Source organism: Saccharothrix sp. HUAS TT1 (assembly GCF_040744945.1).
In the GTDB taxonomy this organism is placed as follows: domain Bacteria; phylum Actinomycetota; class Actinomycetes; order Mycobacteriales; family Pseudonocardiaceae; genus Actinosynnema.
Window position 1 is genome coordinate 3353775 of the sequence record NZ_CP160453.1, and the last position, 17067, is coordinate 3370841.

At 72.6% G+C, this 17067-nt stretch carries 16 protein-coding genes; 7 read left to right on the forward strand and 9 right to left on the reverse strand.

What is annotated here, in order from left to right; all coding sequences use genetic code 11:
* The first annotated feature begins 53 nt into the window (after positions 1–53).
* Positions 54–2213, forward strand: coding sequence for an excinuclease ABC subunit UvrB (gene uvrB / locus AB0F89_RS16520; protein WP_367137115.1), 2160 nt, complete (start codon positions 54–56; stop codon positions 2211–2213).
* Positions 2214–2270: 57 nt separating this feature from the next.
* On the opposite strand, the gene AB0F89_RS16525 is transcribed toward uvrB, so the two are convergent.
* The 3 genes from AB0F89_RS16525 to AB0F89_RS16535 form a co-directional block, all read right to left on the reverse strand.
* Positions 2271–2660 carry a hypothetical protein gene (locus AB0F89_RS16525; RefSeq protein WP_367137117.1) on the reverse strand — a complete coding sequence of 130 codons (390 nt, stop codon included), beginning with the start codon at positions 2658–2660 and terminating at the stop codon, positions 2271–2273.
* A 163-nt stretch (positions 2661–2823) separates the two neighbouring features.
* Positions 2824–3753 (reverse strand): ABC transporter permease, encoded by a 930-nt coding sequence (locus AB0F89_RS16530; protein ID WP_367137119.1) that lies wholly within the window; start codon positions 3751–3753, stop codon positions 2824–2826.
* A complete protein-coding gene (locus AB0F89_RS16535; RefSeq protein ID WP_367137121.1) occupies positions 3750–6605 on the reverse strand; it encodes an alpha/beta fold hydrolase in 2856 nt (951 codons plus the stop codon). The genes AB0F89_RS16530 and AB0F89_RS16535 overlap by 4 nt, the downstream gene beginning before the upstream one ends.
* 290 nt (positions 6606–6895) lie before the next feature.
* Here AB0F89_RS16535 and AB0F89_RS16540 point away from each other — a divergent pair, with 290 nt between their 5' ends.
* From AB0F89_RS16540 to AB0F89_RS16560, 5 genes are all read left to right on the forward strand, one after another.
* The gene (locus AB0F89_RS16540; RefSeq protein WP_367137123.1) at positions 6896–7906 is read left to right on the forward strand and encodes a TerC family protein; all 1011 of its coding nucleotides are present in this window, start codon (positions 6896–6898) and stop codon (positions 7904–7906) included.
* A 53-nt stretch (positions 7907–7959) separates the two neighbouring features.
* On the forward strand, positions 7960–9867 hold the full coding sequence (locus tag AB0F89_RS16545; RefSeq protein WP_367137125.1) for an alpha/beta fold hydrolase: 1908 nt from the start codon (positions 7960–7962) through the stop codon (positions 9865–9867).
* 69 nt (positions 9868–9936) lie between these two features.
* The gene (locus AB0F89_RS16550) at positions 9937–10620 is read left to right on the forward strand and encodes a Crp/Fnr family transcriptional regulator (RefSeq protein WP_367137126.1); all 684 of its coding nucleotides are present in this window, start codon (positions 9937–9939) and stop codon (positions 10618–10620) included.
* Positions 10621–10678: 58 nt separating this feature from the next.
* A complete protein-coding gene (locus AB0F89_RS16555; RefSeq protein WP_367137128.1) occupies positions 10679–11272 on the forward strand; it encodes a hypothetical protein in 594 nt (197 codons plus the stop codon).
* 45 nt (positions 11273–11317) lie between these two features.
* On the forward strand, positions 11318–11884 hold the full coding sequence (locus AB0F89_RS16560) for an N-acetyltransferase family protein (protein ID WP_367137130.1): 567 nt from the start codon (positions 11318–11320) through the stop codon (positions 11882–11884).
* Between the two features lie 17 nt (positions 11885–11901).
* Here the strand turns inward: AB0F89_RS16560 and AB0F89_RS16565 are convergent, their stop codons facing one another.
* Positions 11902–12558 carry an RES family NAD+ phosphorylase gene (locus tag AB0F89_RS16565; protein WP_367137132.1) on the reverse strand — a complete coding sequence of 219 codons (657 nt, stop codon included), beginning with the start codon at positions 12556–12558 and terminating at the stop codon, positions 11902–11904.
* Between the two features lie 112 nt (positions 12559–12670).
* A complete protein-coding gene (locus AB0F89_RS16570) occupies positions 12671–13255 on the reverse strand; it encodes a DNA-binding protein (protein WP_367137134.1) in 585 nt (194 codons plus the stop codon).
* A gap of 201 nt (positions 13256–13456) precedes the next feature.
* Between AB0F89_RS16570 and AB0F89_RS16575 the strand changes: the two genes are divergently transcribed.
* Positions 13457–14650 carry a glycosyltransferase 87 family protein gene (locus AB0F89_RS16575; RefSeq protein ID WP_367137136.1) on the forward strand — a complete coding sequence of 398 codons (1194 nt, stop codon included), beginning with the start codon at positions 13457–13459 and terminating at the stop codon, positions 14648–14650.
* A 3-nt stretch (positions 14651–14653) separates the two neighbouring features.
* On the opposite strand, the gene AB0F89_RS16580 is transcribed toward AB0F89_RS16575, so the two are convergent.
* From AB0F89_RS16580 to AB0F89_RS16595, 4 genes are all read right to left on the reverse strand, one after another.
* The gene (locus tag AB0F89_RS16580; RefSeq protein WP_367137138.1) at positions 14654–15490 is read right to left on the reverse strand and encodes a hypothetical protein; all 837 of its coding nucleotides are present in this window, start codon (positions 15488–15490) and stop codon (positions 14654–14656) included.
* Positions 15491–15598: 108 nt separating this feature from the next.
* Positions 15599–15901 (reverse strand): type VII secretion target, encoded by a 303-nt coding sequence (locus AB0F89_RS16585; protein WP_367137140.1) that lies wholly within the window; start codon positions 15899–15901, stop codon positions 15599–15601.
* Between the two features lie 21 nt (positions 15902–15922).
* On the reverse strand, positions 15923–16471 hold the full coding sequence (locus tag AB0F89_RS16590) for a YbaB/EbfC family nucleoid-associated protein (protein ID WP_367137142.1): 549 nt from the start codon (positions 16469–16471) through the stop codon (positions 15923–15925).
* A 122-nt stretch (positions 16472–16593) separates the two neighbouring features.
* On the reverse strand, positions 16594–16968 hold the full coding sequence (locus AB0F89_RS16595; RefSeq protein WP_367137144.1) for an FKBP-type peptidyl-prolyl cis-trans isomerase: 375 nt from the start codon (positions 16966–16968) through the stop codon (positions 16594–16596).
* Positions 16969–17067: the final 99 nt, after the last annotated feature.

A 17067-nucleotide genomic window follows, 5' to 3' on the forward strand; every position in this document is an offset into this window, starting at 1 on the left:
CCTGACCTGGTCCGGATCGGAAATTGTCACACCCCCGGCGTACCGTCGTACCCGTGGCTTTCCCTACCGAGATCCCGGTCAAGGCGCACTCGTCGCACCGCCCCGTCGGTGACATCCCCCGCACCGACGGGCAGTTCCGCGTGGTCAGCGACTACCAGCCGGCGGGCGACCAGCCGGCGGCGATCGCGGACCTCGAACGGCGCGTCCGCGCCGGGGAGAAGGACGTGGTGCTGCTCGGCGCCACCGGCACGGGCAAGTCGGCCACCACCGCGTGGCTGGTGGAGAAGGTCCAGCGGCCCACGCTGGTGATGGCGCCGAACAAGACGCTGGCCGCGCAGCTCGCGAACGAGCTGAAAGGGTTCTTCCCGGACAACGCGGTGGAGTACTTCGTCAGCTACTACGACTACTACCAGCCCGAGGCGTACATCCCGCAGACCGACACCTACATCGAGAAGGACTCCTCGATCAACGAGGACGTGGAGCGGCTGCGCCACTCGGCCACGATGAGCCTGCTCACCCGGCGCGACGTGATCGTGGTGGCGTCCGTGTCGTGCATCTACGGCCTCGGCACGCCGCAGTCCTACCTCGACCGGTCGATCAAGCTGGAGGTCGGCGTCGAGGTCGAGCGCGACCTGCTGCTGCGCGCCCTGGTCGACATCCAGTACACCCGCAACGACATCGCGTTCAACCGCGGCACGTTCCGGGTCCGCGGCGACACGGTGGAGATCATCCCGGCGTACGAGGAGCTGGCGCTGCGGGTCGAGTTCTTCGGCGACGAGATCGACAAGCTGTACTACCTGCACCCCCTGACCGGCGACGTGGTCAAGGAGGTGCAGGAGCTGCGCATCTTCCCGGCCACCCACTACGTGGCGGGTCCGGAGCGGATGGAGAAGGCGATCCGCAACATCGAGGTCGAGCTGGCCGAGCGGCTGGCCGTGCTGGAGCGGCAGGGCAAGCTGCTGGAGGCGCAGCGGCTGCGGATGCGCACCTCGTACGACATCGAGATGATGCGCCAGGTCGGCTTCTGCAACGGCATCGAGAACTACTCGCGCCACATCGACGACCGCGGTCCCGGCACCGCGCCCGCGACCCTCATCGACTACTTCCCGGACGACTTCCTGCTGGTCGTGGACGAGTCGCACGTGACGGTGCCGCAGATCGGCGGCATGTACGAGGGCGACGCCTCGCGCAAGCGCAACCTGGTCGAGCACGGCTTCCGGCTGCCGAGCGCGCTGGACAACCGCCCGCTGACCTGGGAGGAGTTCGCCGACCGGATCGGCCAGACCGTCTACCTGTCCGCCACGCCCGGCCCGTACGAGATGGGCCAGACCGGCGGCGAGTTCGTGGAGCAGGTCATCCGGCCGACCGGCCTGGTCGACCCGGAGGTCGTGGTCAAGCCGACCGAGGGCCAGATCGACGACCTGGTGCACGAGATCAGGGTGCGGGCCGAGCGGGACGAGCGGGTCCTGGTCACCACGCTGACCAAGAAGATGGCCGAGGACCTGACCGACTACCTGCTCGAACTCGGCATCCGGGTCCGCTACCTGCACTCCGAGGTCGACACGCTGCGCCGGGTCGAGCTGCTGCGCCAGCTGCGGTTGGGCGAGTACGACGTGCTGATCGGCATCAACCTGCTGCGCGAGGGCCTCGACCTGCCCGAGGTGTCGCTGGTGGCGATCCTCGACGCGGACAAGGAGGGCTTCCTGCGCTCGGGCACGAGCCTGATCCAGACCATCGGCCGCGCGGCCCGCAACGTGTCCGGCCAGGTGCACATGTACGCCGACCGGATCACCGACTCGATGCGGCACGCGATCGAGGAGACCAACCGCAGGCGGGCCAAGCAGGTCGCCTACAACGAGGAGCGGGGGCTGGACCCGCAGCCGCTGCGCAAGAAGATCACCGACATCCTGGAGCAGGTCTACGCCGAGGCCGAGGACGCCATCGCGCCCGGCGGCTCCGGCCGCAACACCTCGCGCGGCAAGAAGCCGACCGGCGACCCGGGCGCGAACGGCCGCGCCGCCTCCGGCGTCCTGACCGACCGCGACACCGGCACGATGGCGCGGTCCGAGCTGGCCGACCTGGTGCAGCAGCTGACCGACCAGATGATGAACGCGGCCCGCGAGCTGCAGTTCGAGCTGGCCGCCCGGCTGCGCGACGAGATCCAGGACCTGAAGAAGGAGCTGCGCGGCATGGACGCCGCCGGCGTCAAGTAGCGACCGCCCGCACCGCGCCGTCCCGGACCTCGTAGTGACCGGGGCGGCGCGGTGCGCTCAGCCCTCCAGCGCCGCGCGCACCTTCCCGACCACCGCGCCCTCGCCCGGACCGACCCGCCCGTCCGCCGAGGCCACCTCCGCGCACACCGCCAGCACCGCGGCCGGGAACACCTCGGCCTCCACCGGCGACTTCGCGGTCACGATCGCCACCGACCGCCGCAACGCCGCCAGCACCCCGGCCTCCACGTCGGCCGCCGACCCGGCGGGCAACTCGGGCCGCCCCGCGCCCAGCGCCTCCCGCACCTGCGGCGAGAACGCCGTCATCGCCCGGATGCCCGCGTGGCTCTCCTCGTCCAGGGCGCCCGGCTCCGCCGTGGACACCAGCACCATCGCCCCGAAGACGGCCGTGCGCAGCGTCCGGCCTTCCTCGTCCGTGTAGACAGTCACCCGATCACCCTAAGCGGTCCACTCGGCCGGCTCGCCTTACGTCGCGTCAACGAACGCCTCGTCCCATGCCCCGCAGGGCGTTCTCGGTCGACCGGAGCCGGCGCCGAACGACGGAGCGGCGCACCGGGAGCACTCCCGATGCGCCGCTCCGAGGGGGTAACGCTCAGCTGGTGATGTCCTTGCGCGCGAACTTCCGCGCCGCCAGCAGGGTGAAGAACGCGCCGAACGCCAGCGCGGAGAACGTGCCCTTCGCCATCTGCGACCAGTCGACGTCGGACGACAGCAGGTCGGCCCACGCCAGCGCGTAGTGCGTCGGCAGGTAGTTCCGCAGGTCCTCCAGCGCGGTGATCTGGTCGAGGATCTGCGACACGATCGACGCCAGCACCGCGCCGCCGACCGCACCGAGCGGCGCGTCCGTCGACACCGACAGGTACAGCGCCAACCCGGCCACCCAGAACAGGTGGATCGAGATGTAGACGATCGCCAGCGCGACGCCGTAGACGCCCGACCCGAAGGACGCGGCCTCACCGGTCGGCGAGACCGCCTCACCGGCCCCGTACCAGATCACGCCGACGCCGAGCGCCACCGCGGGCAGCAGCGCCAGCGCGAACACCGACATCAGCCCGGACGCCACCGCCTTGCGGCGCAGCAGCCGGTGCCGGGGGATGGGCGCGGCCAGCAGGTACTTCAACGACGACCAGGACGCCTCGCTCGCGATCGTGTCGCCGAAGAACAGCGCCACGATCATCGGCAGCAGGAAGCTGCCGCTGACGAACAGCGTCAGGATCACGAAGTTCACGCCGCTGGCCGTGGCCAGGTCGACGAACCCGCCGGACCGCCGGTTCGGCGACGCCTGGCCCAGCTCGAACGCCACCACCAGGATGAACGGCAGCAGCACCAGGAAACCCAGCACCAACTGCGTCCGCCGCCGGCGCAACTGCCGCACCAGCTCGACCCGCACCGGCAGCGTCCGCGACGCCCGGTACCCGACCTTCGACCCGTCCGGCGCGACCGACGACTGCTCGGCCCGCGCCGCGTCGGTCAGGTCGGAGATCGCGGCCGGGTCGGTGTGCACACCGTTCTCGCTGCTCATTCGCCCACCAACTCCAGGAACGCGTCTTCCAGCCGACGGCGGGGACCGGCCTGGTCCACCGCCACACCCGCGGCCACGAGGGCCTGCAACGCCGACGCGCGCGGCGTGCCGTTGAGGCTCGCGTGCACCTGCTCGCCGTCCACGTGCACGTCGTGCACGCCGGCCAGGCCGCGCAGCACGGCGGCCGCCTCCTCCGGCCGGTCGACCCGGAAGCTCGCCTCGCCGCCGCCGGTCGCGATCTCGTCCACCGGACCGGCCGCGACCAGCGAGCCCTTGTGCATCACGACGACGTGCGTGCACGTCTGCTCGACCTCGGCGAGCAGGTGGGACGACACCAGCACGGTGCGCCCGGCCGCCGCGTACCGGCGCAGCACCTCGCGCATCTGGTGGATCTGGGGCGGGTCGAGCCCGTTGGCGGGCTCGTCGAGCACCAGCAGGTCCGGCAGGCCGAGCATGGCCTGGGCGATCGCCAGCCGCTGCCGCATGCCCTGGCTGTAGGTGCGCACCCGCCGGTGCACGGCGTTGCCCAGCCCGGCGATCTCCAGCGCCTCCTCGACGTGCGCCTGCTCCGGCGGGCGGCCGGTGGCCGCCCAGTACAGCCGCAGGTTCTCCGCGCCGGACAGGTGCGGCAGGAAGCCGGAGCCCTCCACGAACGACCCGATCCGCGACAGCACCGGCGCGCCGGGGGTCACCCGGTGGCCGAACACCCTGATCCCGCCCTCGCTCGGCTGGATCAGGCCCATCAGCATCCGCAGCGTGGTGGTCTTGCCCGCGCCGTTGGGCCCGAGCAGGCCGAGCACCTGGCCGTGCTCCACCCGGAACGACAGGTCCTTCACCGCGACGAACCCGCCGGGGTAGGACTTGCTCAGGCCCTCGATCACCAGCGGCACCGACTCCAGCTCCGGGTCGACGTCCGCGACCAGCCTGCGCCGGAACCACGCCACCACGGCCGCGATCACGCAGACGATCAGCACGATGCCGATGCCCCACAGCGCGCCGGTCGGCACGTCGCTGGTCGCGTTCACGCCCGGCACCACCGGCACCGACAGCGCGGGCGAGGCCAGCGAGATCCGGTACGCGGCGGGCTCGGCGGCGTTCGAGTAGGCCATGTCGGTGGTCGACACGACCAGCTGCAGCCGGTGCTCGGCCTCCACCGGGCGCACCGCGCCGGGCAGCGTCACGGTGACGTCGACCGGCGTGCCGTCGGCGGGCAGGTCCGCCACCCGCACCGGCGCGACGGCCGAGCCGGGCAGCGTGCGCACGCCGTTCGCGTCCGCGTCGTACAGCTTCACGAACAGCACCGCGCCCTCGGCGGGCACCGGCTGGCCGGGCACCGCGGCCACCCGCAGCCGCACGGTGGACGCGCCGGTCAGCAGGGTCTGCGCGGTCTGCGGCTCGCTCTGGAACACCGCCGCCTGGCCGGGCATGTCGATCGACAGCCGCGAGGACAGCGAGCTGGACCGCGACACGACCGAGCCGAGGCCGGGCAGGCTGGACACCGCCGCCGGGTTGCCGCCGGCCGGGTTCACCACCACCTGCTCGCGGCCCGACAGCGGCACGTCGCGGCGCTCGGTGGCCGCCCCGCCGTTCAGGCCGGGGTAGGCCGGGGCGACGACGGTCCGCAGCGACGGCGTGCCGCTGCTGCGGAACGCGCCGACGACGGTGTACTCGAAGCCGGTGCCGGGGTCGGCGCCCTCGCCCTCCAGGTGGAACGCCAGCCAGTCGGCGATCTGCCCGCGCAGCTCGGGGCCGGGCGAGCCGCCGTCGTGGCCGCCCGCGTACCAGACGACCTTGACCTTCGCGCCGTTCGCGGCGATCTGGCGGGCGTTGGCGTCGGCCTGGTCGAGGCCGAACAGGGTGTCCTGCTCGCCCTGGACCAGCATCGTCGGCTGGGTGATCTTGTTCGTCACGGCGGACGGCGAGGCGCGGCGCAGCACCTCCAGCGTCTGCGGCCCGGCCTTGCCGGTGGTCGCGACCTCGGTGTACGCGGCGCACACGTCGGCCTGGAAGCGGCCGCACGCGCCGGTCACCGGTCCGGCAGGCCGGGGGTCGCCCTGCTGCGGCGGCGCGGTGGCCGCGGCGGCGGCGTTGTCCAGGCCCTGGTCGTCGTCGTCCTGACCGGGTTCGCTCGCCTCCTGGCCGGGGTTCGTGGCGTCCGCGCCGGACAGGCCGGCGGAGAAGAAGATGCCCGCCCACGACCGCTTGAACACGCCGTCGTCGGCGAACGCGCCCGCCGCCGGGGTGGCGCCCGGCACGTCGCCGGCGCGCGCCGAGTTCGGCAGCAGCGCCTGGGCCAGGTCGTTGTAGGTGATGACCGGGGCGATGGTGTCCACCCGCGGGTCGACGCCCGCCAGCGACAGCGCCAGCGCGCCGCCGTACGAGCCGCCGGTCACCCCGACCCTCGGGTCGCCGCCGCCGTCGGTGACGACCTCCTCGCGGGTGGCCAGCCAGTCGAGCAGCTTCTGCGCGTCGCGAACCTCGTGGTCGAGCGAGTTGAGCGCGATCTGCCCGGTGCTGCGGCCGAAGCCGCGCGCCGAGTAGGCCAGCACGACGAACCCGCGCTGGGCCAGCTCGGTGGCCTGGGCCGCGACGCTCGCCTTGCTGCCGCCGAAGCCGTGCGGCAGCAGGACGGCGGGCGCGGGGGTGCGCTCGGGCAGGTACAGGGTGGTGTCGATCTGCACGGTGCGCTCGCTGCCCGGGCTTTCCGGGACGTCGATCACCGCTTCGCGGGTGCCCACCGGGACGGGGTCGTCTCCCTGGCGCGTGAAGACCACGATGGCGCCCAACAGGGCGACCAGCACGACGAGCGCGGGGAGCGACCACCTGCCGCGGAGGCGGTTGAGGGAGGCCACGGAGTTGACCTTAGGCGTGATTGGCTGAGAGCGGGCTGCCGGCGTCGCGGCGGGCTCTCAGCGAAACGCGTCCGTTTTGCGCCGTTCCGGGTGCCTCTGATCACCTCCGCTGGCGCGAACCCGCACCGGTGCGTGAGACTGTAGTGGCGTGGAGGGGAGTACTCCCTCGCGGCGGTGTCGTCAGCACGGAGCCTGGCGTGAGGTTCCCGGTGCCGCCGGTCGGTCGTCCAAACCGGCGGAGGAGACCTCCGGTCATTGGCGTGCGCGCGATGCACCGGAGGTTTGAGCAGATGTCCGTACCCACGTGGCTGTGGTTCGCCACGATCGCCGGCCTGGTGGTCCTCCTGGCCATCGACCTCTTCATCGTCGACCGCAAACCGCACGAGGTCACCATCGGTGAAGCCGCCCGGTGGGTGACCTTCTACGTGGGTGTCGCGGTCCTGTTCGGCATCGGCATCTGGTACTGGTCGGGTGGTGTCTACGCGGGCGAGTTCTTCGCCGGGTACATCACCGAGTACTCGCTGAGCGTCGACAACCTGTTCATCTTCCTGATCATCATGACCACCTTCAAGGTGCCGGCGATCCACCAGCACAAGGTGCTGCTGATCGGCATCCTGATGGCGCTGGTCATGCGCGGCATCTTCATCGCGGTCGGCGCGGCGGTGATCGCGGAGTTCAGCTGGGTCTTCTACCTCTTCGGCGCGTTCCTCATCTACACCGGCTACAAGCTGGCGCGGACCGACCACAACGAGGAGGAAGAGGAGTACAAGGAGAACGTCGCGCTGCGGCTGGTCCGCAAGGTCTACCCGGTGGCCGACCGCTACCACGGCGCCAGGTCGTTCGTGAAGATCGACGGCAAGCGGTTCGTCACGCCGATGTTCATCGTCATCGTCGCGATCGGCACCACCGACCTGCTGTTCGCCCTGGACTCCATCCCGGCGATCTTCGGCCTGACCAAGGAGCCGTTCCTGGTCTTCACCGCGAACGCGTTCGCGCTGATGGGCCTGCGGCAGCTGTACTTCCTGCTCGGCGGTCTGCTGAACAAGCTGGTGTACCTGTCGATCGGCCTCTCGGTGATCCTGGGCTTCATCGGCGTGAAGCTGATCCTGGAGGCGCTGCACACCAACTCGCTGCCGTTCCTCAACGGCGGTGAGCCGCTGCACGTGCCGACGATCGGCATCGAGTTGTCGCTCTCCGTGATCGTGGGCGTGCTGGTCATCACCACCATCGCCAGCCTGGTGAAGGTGAAGCGGCACCCGGAAGCGGTGAAGCAGGTCCCCGCTCCCAGTGACCAAGTGTGAGCGTCAAAATCTCGTGAGCCTTGCTAATGATCGGTGGGGTAACGTGCTGAAGCGTGCGCCCCGATGACTTGCAGTCGTTGACCCAGCCCGGCTCCGTGTCGGTGCGTGGGGACCTCGTCCTGGTGAACGTCACCACCCCCGACGTCGCCGCGAACGCCTACCGGGGCGGACTGCACCGCGTCGCCCCGGACGGCGGCGGGACGAGGCGTTGGACGTGGGCGGAACGCGACCTGACACCCCGGATCTCCCCGGACGGCCGCTGGGTCGCGTTCCTGCGCGTCACGCAGCGTGGTCAGGCGCCACAGCTGCACGTGATGCCCGCCGACGGCGGCGAGGCCCGCGGGCTCACCGACTTCAAGCTCGGCGCGAGCGCGCCCGTGTGGGCGCCGGACTCGCGCCGGATCGCGTTCACCGCGCGGGTGCCCGAGCCCGGTCGCTACGGCGCGCCGCTGGCCGACGGCGAGGCGCCGACCCCGGACGCCGAGGCGCCCCGCCACATCACCCGGCTCGACTACCGGCTGGACGACGTCGGCTTCACCGCCGACCGGCACGCGCGGCTGTTCACCGTGGACGCGCTGGACCCCGACGCCGAGCCGGTGGAGCTGACCGGCGGCACGTTCTCCGCGGCCGACCCCGCCTGGACGGCGGCCGGCGACGCGGTGCTGTTCCTGGCCGAGCGCGACCTCGGCGCGGCCGAGTCGTTCAACAACGACGTGTACCGGGTGCCCGCGACCGGCGGCGAGCCCGAACTGGTCGTGCAGACCCCGGGCTGGGCCGCCCACCCGGTCGGCCTGGCCGACGGCGGGGTGCTGTTCTACTCGCCCGAGCAGCCGCCGCACACGCCCGCCGTCGCGCGCAACACCGGCGTGTGGCGGTTCGACGGCGAACAGCTCACCCGGCTCACCGACGTGGAGCAGGTGGACTGCGAGAAGTCCGCCGGTCCGCCGGTGGTGACCGACGCGGGCGTGCTCGTCGCGGTGCGGAACCGGGGCGCGGTCGAGCTGCGCCGGGTGCCCCTCGACGCGGACAACGCGCCGCTGGCCGACCTGGAGGTGCTGGCGGGCGAGCGGGCCGAGGTGAAGTCGTTCGCGGCCGACGGCGACCGGGTGGTGGCCGTGGTGACCGAGGCCGACAACACCGGCGAGGTCGTGCTCGTGGGCGGCGGCAGGCTGACCGACTTCGGCTCGACGGCGCCGCTGCGGCCCGCGGTCGAGCTGACCGGCTCGGCCCCCGACGGCTACCCGGTGCACGGCTGGGTCGTGCTGCCCGAGGGCGAGGGGCCGCACCCGGTGGTGCTGGCCGTGCACGGCGGTCCGTTCATGTACCACGGCTGGGGCTTCTTCGACGAGGCCCAGGTCTACGCGGCGGCCGGCTACGCGGTCGTGCTGCCCAACCCGCGCGGGTCCGCCGGGTACGGCCAGGCGCACGGCCAGGCCGTGATCGGCGCGTTCGGCACGGTCGACGTGGACGACGTGCTGGCCGTGCTGGACGTCGCGCTGGAGCGCCCGGACCTCGACGCCGGCCGCGTCGGCGTGATGGGCGGCTCGTACGGCGGCTTCATGACGTCCTGGCTGGCCGCGCACCACGGCGAGCGGTTCCGCGCCGCGTGGAGCGAGCGGGCCGTCAACGCGTGGGACTCGTTCGCCGGGTCGTCGGACATCGGCTGGTTCTTCACCGACGCCTACTGCGGGCCCGGCCTGGAGGCGCAGCGCGCGATGAGTCCGCTGACCTACGCCGAGAAGATCGGCATGCCGTTCATGGTGGTGCACTCCGAGCACGACTGGCGCTGCCCGCTCGAACAGGCGCAGCGGCTCTACGTGGCGCTGCGCCGCAACGGCGTCGAGGCCGAGATGCTGGTGTTCCCCGGCGAGGGCCACGAGCTGACCCGGTCGGGCAAGCCGCGCCACCGCGCGCAGCGGTTCGACGCGGTGCTGGAGTGGTGGGGCCGCCACCTGGCCTGAACCGGCCGGAATCCAGGATCTCCTCCGCGCGCGGGCGGCACACTGGTGCCTCGCGGAGGAGGTCTTGAGATGGCGATCCCATCAGGCTGGCCCACCGGCACCTACCTGGGTACGGTGTCCGCCGCCGGTCGCGCGGCGCTGCTGGAGCTGGGCGTGCCGAAGCTGTTCCGGCGCGGCGCCGCGCTGATGCGCGAGGGCGAGCGGTCCGACCACGTGGTCCTGCTGGTCCACGGCCTGGTCAAGGCGACCGTGACGCTGGAGAACGGGCGGGTCGCGCTGCTCAACGTCAAGGTCGGCGGCGACCTGGTCGGCGAGATGGCGTTCCTGACCGGCAAGGCGCGCTCGGCCACCGTGACCGCGTGCGTCGACACCCGCGCGCGGGTGGTCACGGCGGCGGGGTTCACCGCCTTCCTGACCCGGTTCCCGGCCGCCCACTTCGACCTGGACAAGATGATCCTGCGCACGCTGGCGTGGGGCGAGCAGCGGCGCACGGACTTCAACGGCTACCCGGCGACCGTGCGGCTGGCCCGCGTCCTGGTGTACCTGGCCGACTCCTACGGCCACCACGGCGCCGCGGGCACCGAGTTGAAGCTGAACCTGACCCAGGGCGAGATCGGGTCGCTGGTCGGCGTGGAGGAGGACACCGCGCGCCGGGAGTTCCGCGGCCTGCGCGACCGCGGCGTCATCACCACGGGGTACCGGGCCACCACCGTCGTCGACCGCGGGGTGCTGCGCGAGATCGCCGAACTGTGAAACGGGAAACCCGGTGATCGCCCTACTTCCGCGGGTCGCGCCCCAGCAAGCTGGAGCGGTGACAGCCGACACCATGACACCGCTCGACGGACTGGTCTACCGCCTCGTGGTGGCCGTGGACGTCGAGGGTTACAGCAAGCTCGACGCGCTGGACCAGTCCCTGGCGCAGACGCGGCTGGGCGAGGTCCTGGACCTGGCCGCCCACCACGCCGGGCTGGACCGCTCCCACTGGTACCGCCAGGTGCGCGGCGACGGCGAGCTGGCCGTGCTGCCCGCCGACGCGGACACCGCGTGGGTCGTCGCCCACTTCACCGACCGGCTCTCCGCCGCGCTGGAGGAGCTGCGCCGCGCGGGCACCCCGCTGCGGATGCGGGTGGCCATGCACTGCGGCCCGCTCACCGCGGGCCGGTTCGGCCTGGTCGGGGACGCCCCGATCGTGACCAGCAGGCTGCTGGACGCCAGGGTGGTGCGCCGGGAGCTGGCGGTCGCCGACTCGGACCTGGTGCTGATCATCTCGGGCCGGCTGTTCGACGACGTGGTCCGCACCCGGTTCCACGACCTCGACCCGAACCGGTTCCGCGCCACCCGGTTCCGGGTCAAGGGCAAGTCCTACGCGGGCTACCTGTGCGCCGGTCAGCCGAGACGGGGTTGAGCCGACGGCTAGCGGACGGCGCGGTCGGTGCGGCACGCTCACCGGATGCAGTGGACCGTGCGGGCCGGACGGCCCGACGACGCGCCCGAGATCGCCCGGATCAACGTCGACGCCTGGCAGCACTCGTACCGCGGGATAGTGGACGACCCGGTGCTGGACCGGATGCTGCCGGAGAGCAGGCTGCCGGCGTGGGCGCGGGTGCTGCGGCTGCCCGAACCCAGCCGGGTGTTCGTCGCGGTGGAGGAGGACACCGGCCGGATCGGGGCCTACTGCGCGGTCGACGCGGTCCGCGAGTCGAAGGACGCCCACCCCGACCTGCACACCGGCGAGCTGGTGGCGATCTACGCCGACCCCCGCTTCCACGGCCGGGGCGCCGGGCACGAGGTGCACGAGGCCGCGATGCGGCACCTGGTGGAGCAGGGGTTCCGGTACGCGGTCCTGTGGGTCTTCCAGGACAACGCCAAGAGCCGGGACTTCTACGAGTCGCACGGCTGGCGGCACGACGGCCTGGTGCACCGCTACGAGCTGGGCGGCCAGGAGCTGCCCGAGGTCAGGTACGGCCGGTTCCTGCCCGCGCCGCGCCGCCGGGGCAGGCAGCCGAGCCGCGTCTGAGCCGTGCGACCCCCTCGTCAGCCGAGCAGGGTGTAGTTCAGCTCCTCGCACACCCGCGCCAGCGGCAGGTCGAGGCCGGGGTGCTCCAGCGGCAGCAGCACGTCCGGCGAGGCGGGCAACCCGGTGCCGCCCGGCGGGTCCCACAGGCACACCGCCGGCGCGCCGGAGTCCATCGACGACCGGTACCACAGCCCGTCCAGCTCCGGGTAGGCCGCGCGGATGGCCCGCGCCCACTGCTGCGTCAGCCCCTTGGGGCCGGAGCTGATCTCCTGCGAGGCGCCCGCCCTGGTCGGCCACAGCCCGGTCAGGTCGAGCAGCCGCAGCGTCCGCCGCGGCCGCAGCACCACCAGGAACGGGCTGCGGGTCCGGCGGTCCACCACCGACGTCGCCTGGAACACCTCGGCGATCGACGTCCGCGCGGTCATCCCGAAGTACAGCACCCCCTGGTCGTGGGCGTGCGTCGGCGAGCCGTCCGGCGCGGGCGGCTGGGTGTCGAACCTGGCGTGCGGCAGCGGCCCGGTGTAGCGGAAGCTGTTCCACCGCTGCGGGTGCAGCCCCTTCGCGGCGAAGACGCGCACCAACCGGGTGGCCCGGTGCACGGCCACGACATCCTCGGTGCGACGCAGGGTCGCCTGGAGCACAGCGGGAGCGGGCGGCTGGGGGAGCCGTGACATTCGGGTCCAAGGGTCTCGGCGACAGGGGATCGTCGACGCCGGTGTTCATCGGCGTCGGGAGTTCGGCGCGTCGGGGTTCGGCGGCGTCGGGAGTTCGGCGGTGGCGTCGGGTTCAGGCGGGCGTGCCCAGTTGTGCGGCCAGCGCGGCCACCCGGCGCGGTTCGCCGCCTGCCAGCAGCCACTCGCGCGGCGTCGTGGGGCCGCCGTCCACCACCAGGTCCTCCTGCTCGGTCGTCATGAACCCGGCCACCACCAGCGCGGGCTGGTCCGGCGGCACGGCGGCCAGCACGGCCTCCAGCCCCGGCAGCACGCCGCCGCTCGCGAACTGCCAGGCGGGCAGCCGCCAGCTGCCCCGGTCCTTCCACCCGACCAGCCGGCCGACGCCGAGCCGGTGCCGGACCCGGCTGGTGTCCACGCCCAGCTGCCGCGCGGCCTCGGCCACGCTCAGCGCCGAGTCGCGCAGCACGGCGTGCGCCACCACGGTCCGCGCGCGCCCCTGGTCGTCGGTGACGCGGTGCGGGCTCAAGTCGAGGCCCACGTCGACCAGCGCGTCGCGCTGGTCCGGTGGGAAGTAGCTCGCCGGGTCCGGGTGTGGTGGGGCGAGCTTGCGCGCGGCGTCGGCCACGAGCGACAGGAACTCGTCGGGGGTGACCTGCAGACCTGCCTTGGCCAACACCGCCTCCAGCGCGGGACTCATGCGCACAGGGTATCCCGAGCGTGCGCTTTTGTGCGCATAGGTAACCCGATCGTCGGAACGTGGGGACGGAGTGCGCACAACTAGCCACCCTACGTAAACGAGCGAGGTGGGGCACGGTGACTTGGGCCTCATTCGGGTGCCGGCTACGATCCGTCCACCGACTCGTCGAAAGTGGTGCTGAAGGCCGTGAACACCGCAGGGGTGACATCGCCGACCCGGTTGCGCCTGACGGTCGCGGCCTGGTTCCTGGTCATGCTCGGCAACGTGCTGCACGTCGCGCGCCGTCCGCAGGACTGGTCGCTCGACCTGAGGGTGTACCGCGCGGGTGGTGAGGCGTGGCTGCGCGACCTGCCCGTCTACGCCGACCACTTCGCGACCTCGTTCGGCGGGCCGGACCTGCCGTTCACCTACCCGCCGATCGCGGTGGCGCTGTTCAGCGCGGTGGCGCTGGTGCCGCTGCAGGTGGCGATCGTCGGCATCGCGGTGGTGAACGTCCTGGCGCTCAGCGCGATCTGCCTGATCGCCGCGGTGCGGGTGCACGGCCGCAACGAGCGCGCCGTGCGGTGGGGTCTCGGCGTCGCCGCCGCGGTCTCGGTGTTCGACCCGCTGCGCGAGACGCTGTGGTTCGGCCAGATCAACCTGATCCTCGCGGTGCTGGTCGCGGTCGACTGCCTGCTGCCGCGCACCTGGCTGCCGCGCGGCGCGCTGATCGGCCTCGCGGCGGCGATCAAGCTGACGCCCGCGGTGTTCGTGCTGGTCTGGGTGGCCCGCCGGGAGTGGCGGCCGGTCCTCACCGCGATCGGGTCGTTCGCCGCGCTCGGGCTGGTCGGCTTCGCGATCATGCCGTCGAACGCGCGGGAGTTCTGGCTGCACGCCCTGCTCGACCCGGGCCGGGTCGGCCGGTTGACCTACACCGGCAACCAGTCGGTGCGCGGGGTGCTCGCCCGGTTGGGGTTGGAGGGCAACGCGCAGGTGGTCGTCTGGGTGCTGCTCGCCCTGGTCCTGGTCGCGATCACCGTCCACGTGTGCGCGCGTTCGAAGGACGACGTGGTCAACTTCCTGGCCGTCGCCGTCGTGGGGCTGCTGATCTCGCCCGTGTCGTGGGGGCACCACTGGGTCTGGATCGGGCCCGCGCTCGTGGTGCTCACGGCGGTGCGCGGCGGACCGGCGTTCCGGGCGGCGGCACTGCTGGTGGCGGCGGTCTTCGCGGTCGGGCCGCACTGGCTGTTCCCGAACGACAACGACGTCGAGCGGCACTGGGAGTGGTGGCAGCAGGTGGTGGGCAACGCCTACGTCTGGTGCGGGCTGGCGTTCCTGGTCGTGCTGCTCGTCCGCGCCCTGCGGAACCGGGACCGGGAACGGGAACCGGACTTGGAGCTGCCGCGCCCGGCGTGAGGGTCAGGCGCCGCCGGTGATCGCGGTGACCGCGCGCTCGCGGGTCGCCTCGTCCACCTCGTCCAGCCGGAAGCCGCGGGCCACGATGTGCGCCACCAGGTCCGGCTCCGGCGGGAGGCCGTGCTTGCGCAGGTAGTGCGGCACCGCCCCGGCCCAGATCCACGAGCCGTCGGTGCGGAAGTTCAGCGGCACGTCCTGGTCGCCCGGCACGAACTCGTCCACGTCCAGGCTGCGCGCGGCCAGCACGACCGGCGCGCCCTCCAGGTAGGTCAGCAGCGCCTCGCCCAGCGCCTCGTCCAGCACCTGCCGGTTCACCACCGGGCGACCGGCCTCGTCCCGGCCGTCGTAGACGTTCGCGGTGCGCAGCGGCTCCTCGTCCGACCGGTCGGGCGGCGGCAGCGGCGGCAGGCCGACCCGCTGGCGCAACCACGCCGGGATGCGGTCGTCCTGGCGGGGGAACGTGCGCAGCTCGTCCTGGAAGCCGATCACCGGCGGCGGGTTGCGCCAGCGCGGCTCGTCGTCGGCGTTGAAGTCGACCGAGAACGCGGCGGGCGCCTCGATCTCGTACACCGCGCTCAGCCACGTGCCGCGGACCGGCTCGTGCATGCCCGCGCGGAGCCGGCCGAACAGCTGCACCACGTCCATCGGCGGGCGCACCGGCCGCCACTGCCCGTCGGGGCCCGCGAACGCCAGGTCCACCTCGATGTGCCGACCGGCCGCCCGGTACTCGGCCCGGACCCGGTGCCACCCGGGCGGGAGCGCGGGGAGCATGGCGCGGCCGATCTGCCTGACGAGCTGGTTCTGCTCCTGCTCGGTCAGCGGCGCGGCTGGTTGGCTCATGCGTCGAACACCCCTATCAGCTCCCCCCGACCCGGTGCGCTGATCTTAACCGCCGGGACAGCCGCACGTGGCCGGTCGGGCGAGACCCGGGGGGCGGCGCGACCTGCGTCAGTCGCCGGACTTGAAGCTGTCCCGGATCGCGTCTTCCCTCTGCTGGTACTGGTCGACGGTGTCCTTGACGGCCCGGCCCGCGGCCTCCATCGCCTCCACCGCGCCCTGCAGCGCGTCCAGCCCCCACTGCTCGACCGGGTCGAGCATCATCCGGAACGGCTGGCAGATGATGCCGTAGGCGTCGGTCGGCATGCTCACCGTCTTCGCCGCGTCCACCGCGCCCTGCAACCGCGCGCCGAGGTCGTCCAACTGCTTGTGGTGCGCGGCGAGCGTGTCGGCGACGATTTCGAAACCGGCCATGAGATCCCCCTGGAGAGCTGGTCAGGAAAGGAAGGACCGACCACCGAAGTCGTCGTCCTCGTCCGGTCCGCGGGCGGGCCTGCGCGGCGGGGTCGGCGGTGGTCCGGGGCGCGCGGCGGGCGGCGGCGGGGGAGCATCGTCGTCCTCGATGCCGAACCGCAGCTCGCGGCCGACCGGCGGCGCCTGCGGCCCGTCCTCGTGCGGCGGCGCGGGGAAGTTGCGCTTCGCCTCGTCGAACAGCGCGTTGGCCGTCTCGTCCCCGGTGCCGATGGTCTCGGCCATGGCCCGCTGGAGCAGTTCCGGGATGCGCGACTGCGCGCGCTGCAACGTCCGCATCACCTCGGCCGACACCTCGGCCATCCGCCTGTCCCGCGCGGACTCGGCGATCTCCAGGTGGGTCAGGATGCCGTTCGAGCCGATGGTGAGCCGCACCGAGCCGTCCCGCGACGCTTCGGAGATGGTCATCCCCTGCACGCGGGAGGCCATCTCCTGGTAGCGCTCGGCCTTCTGCTGAATGCTCTGCTGCCACTGGCCGAGCATGCGTTCGGACGCGCCGATGTCCTCGGGCACGGTGGCTCCCCCCTGGCTGGTGCGGTCGGTCCACACAGGATGACGCAGTGGTGAACGGCCCGGTTCCGGCCGGCGGTCGAACGCTCCGAGCGGAGCGGGGCCGGAACCGGGCCGCGACGCGCTCAGTTCACGCCGAGCAGGTCCACCACGAAGATCAGCGTCTCGCCGGGCTTGATCACGCCGCCCGCGCCGCGGTCGCCGTAGCCCAGGTGGGCCGGGATGACCAGCTTGCGCCGGCCGCCGACCTTCATGCCCGCGACGCCGCGGTCCCAGCCGGCGATGACGCGGCCGCCGCCCAGCGGGAAGCTGAACGCCTCGCCGCGGTCCCAGGAGGCGTCGAACTGCTCGCCGGTCGAGTGCGACACACCGACGTAGTGCACGTGCACGAGCTGACCGGGCGACGCCTCGGGACCGTCGCCGACGGTGATGTCCTCGATCACCAGGTCGGCGGGCGGTGCGCCGTCGTACGGCTCGACCTCGGGCTTGCTCGGGGCCATGTGATCTCCTGTGGTCGCTCCACCCCCTGGCCGGGGGTGTTGGGCAATTCGGTCCTGGCCTACTCAATCACGTCGCCGTCGAGGTGACCGATCGGACCG

Coding starts and splice junctions, on each gene's coding strand:
- AB0F89_RS16530 (WP_367137119.1), bottom strand. CDS start 3,753: ATGAGCAGCGAGAACGGTGTGCACACCGACCCGGCCGCGATCTCCGAC.
- AB0F89_RS16540 (WP_367137123.1), top strand. CDS start 6,896: ATGTCCGTACCCACGTGGCTGTGGTTCGCCACGATCGCCGGCCTGGTG.
- AB0F89_RS16550 (WP_367137126.1), top strand. CDS start 9,937: ATGGCGATCCCATCAGGCTGGCCCACCGGCACCTACCTGGGTACGGTG.
- AB0F89_RS16560 (WP_367137130.1), top strand. CDS start 11,318: ATGCAGTGGACCGTGCGGGCCGGACGGCCCGACGACGCGCCCGAGATC.
- AB0F89_RS16565 (WP_367137132.1), bottom strand. CDS start 12,558: ATGTCACGGCTCCCCCAGCCGCCCGCTCCCGCTGTGCTCCAGGCGACC.
- AB0F89_RS16570 (WP_367137134.1), bottom strand. CDS start 13,255: ATGAGTCCCGCGCTGGAGGCGGTGTTGGCCAAGGCAGGTCTGCAGGTC.
- AB0F89_RS16580 (WP_367137138.1), bottom strand. CDS start 15,490: ATGAGCCAACCAGCCGCGCCGCTGACCGAGCAGGAGCAGAACCAGCTC.
- AB0F89_RS16585 (WP_367137140.1), bottom strand. CDS start 15,901: ATGGCCGGTTTCGAAATCGTCGCCGACACGCTCGCCGCGCACCACAAG.
- AB0F89_RS16595 (WP_367137144.1), bottom strand. CDS start 16,968: ATGGCCCCGAGCAAGCCCGAGGTCGAGCCGTACGACGGCGCACCGCCC.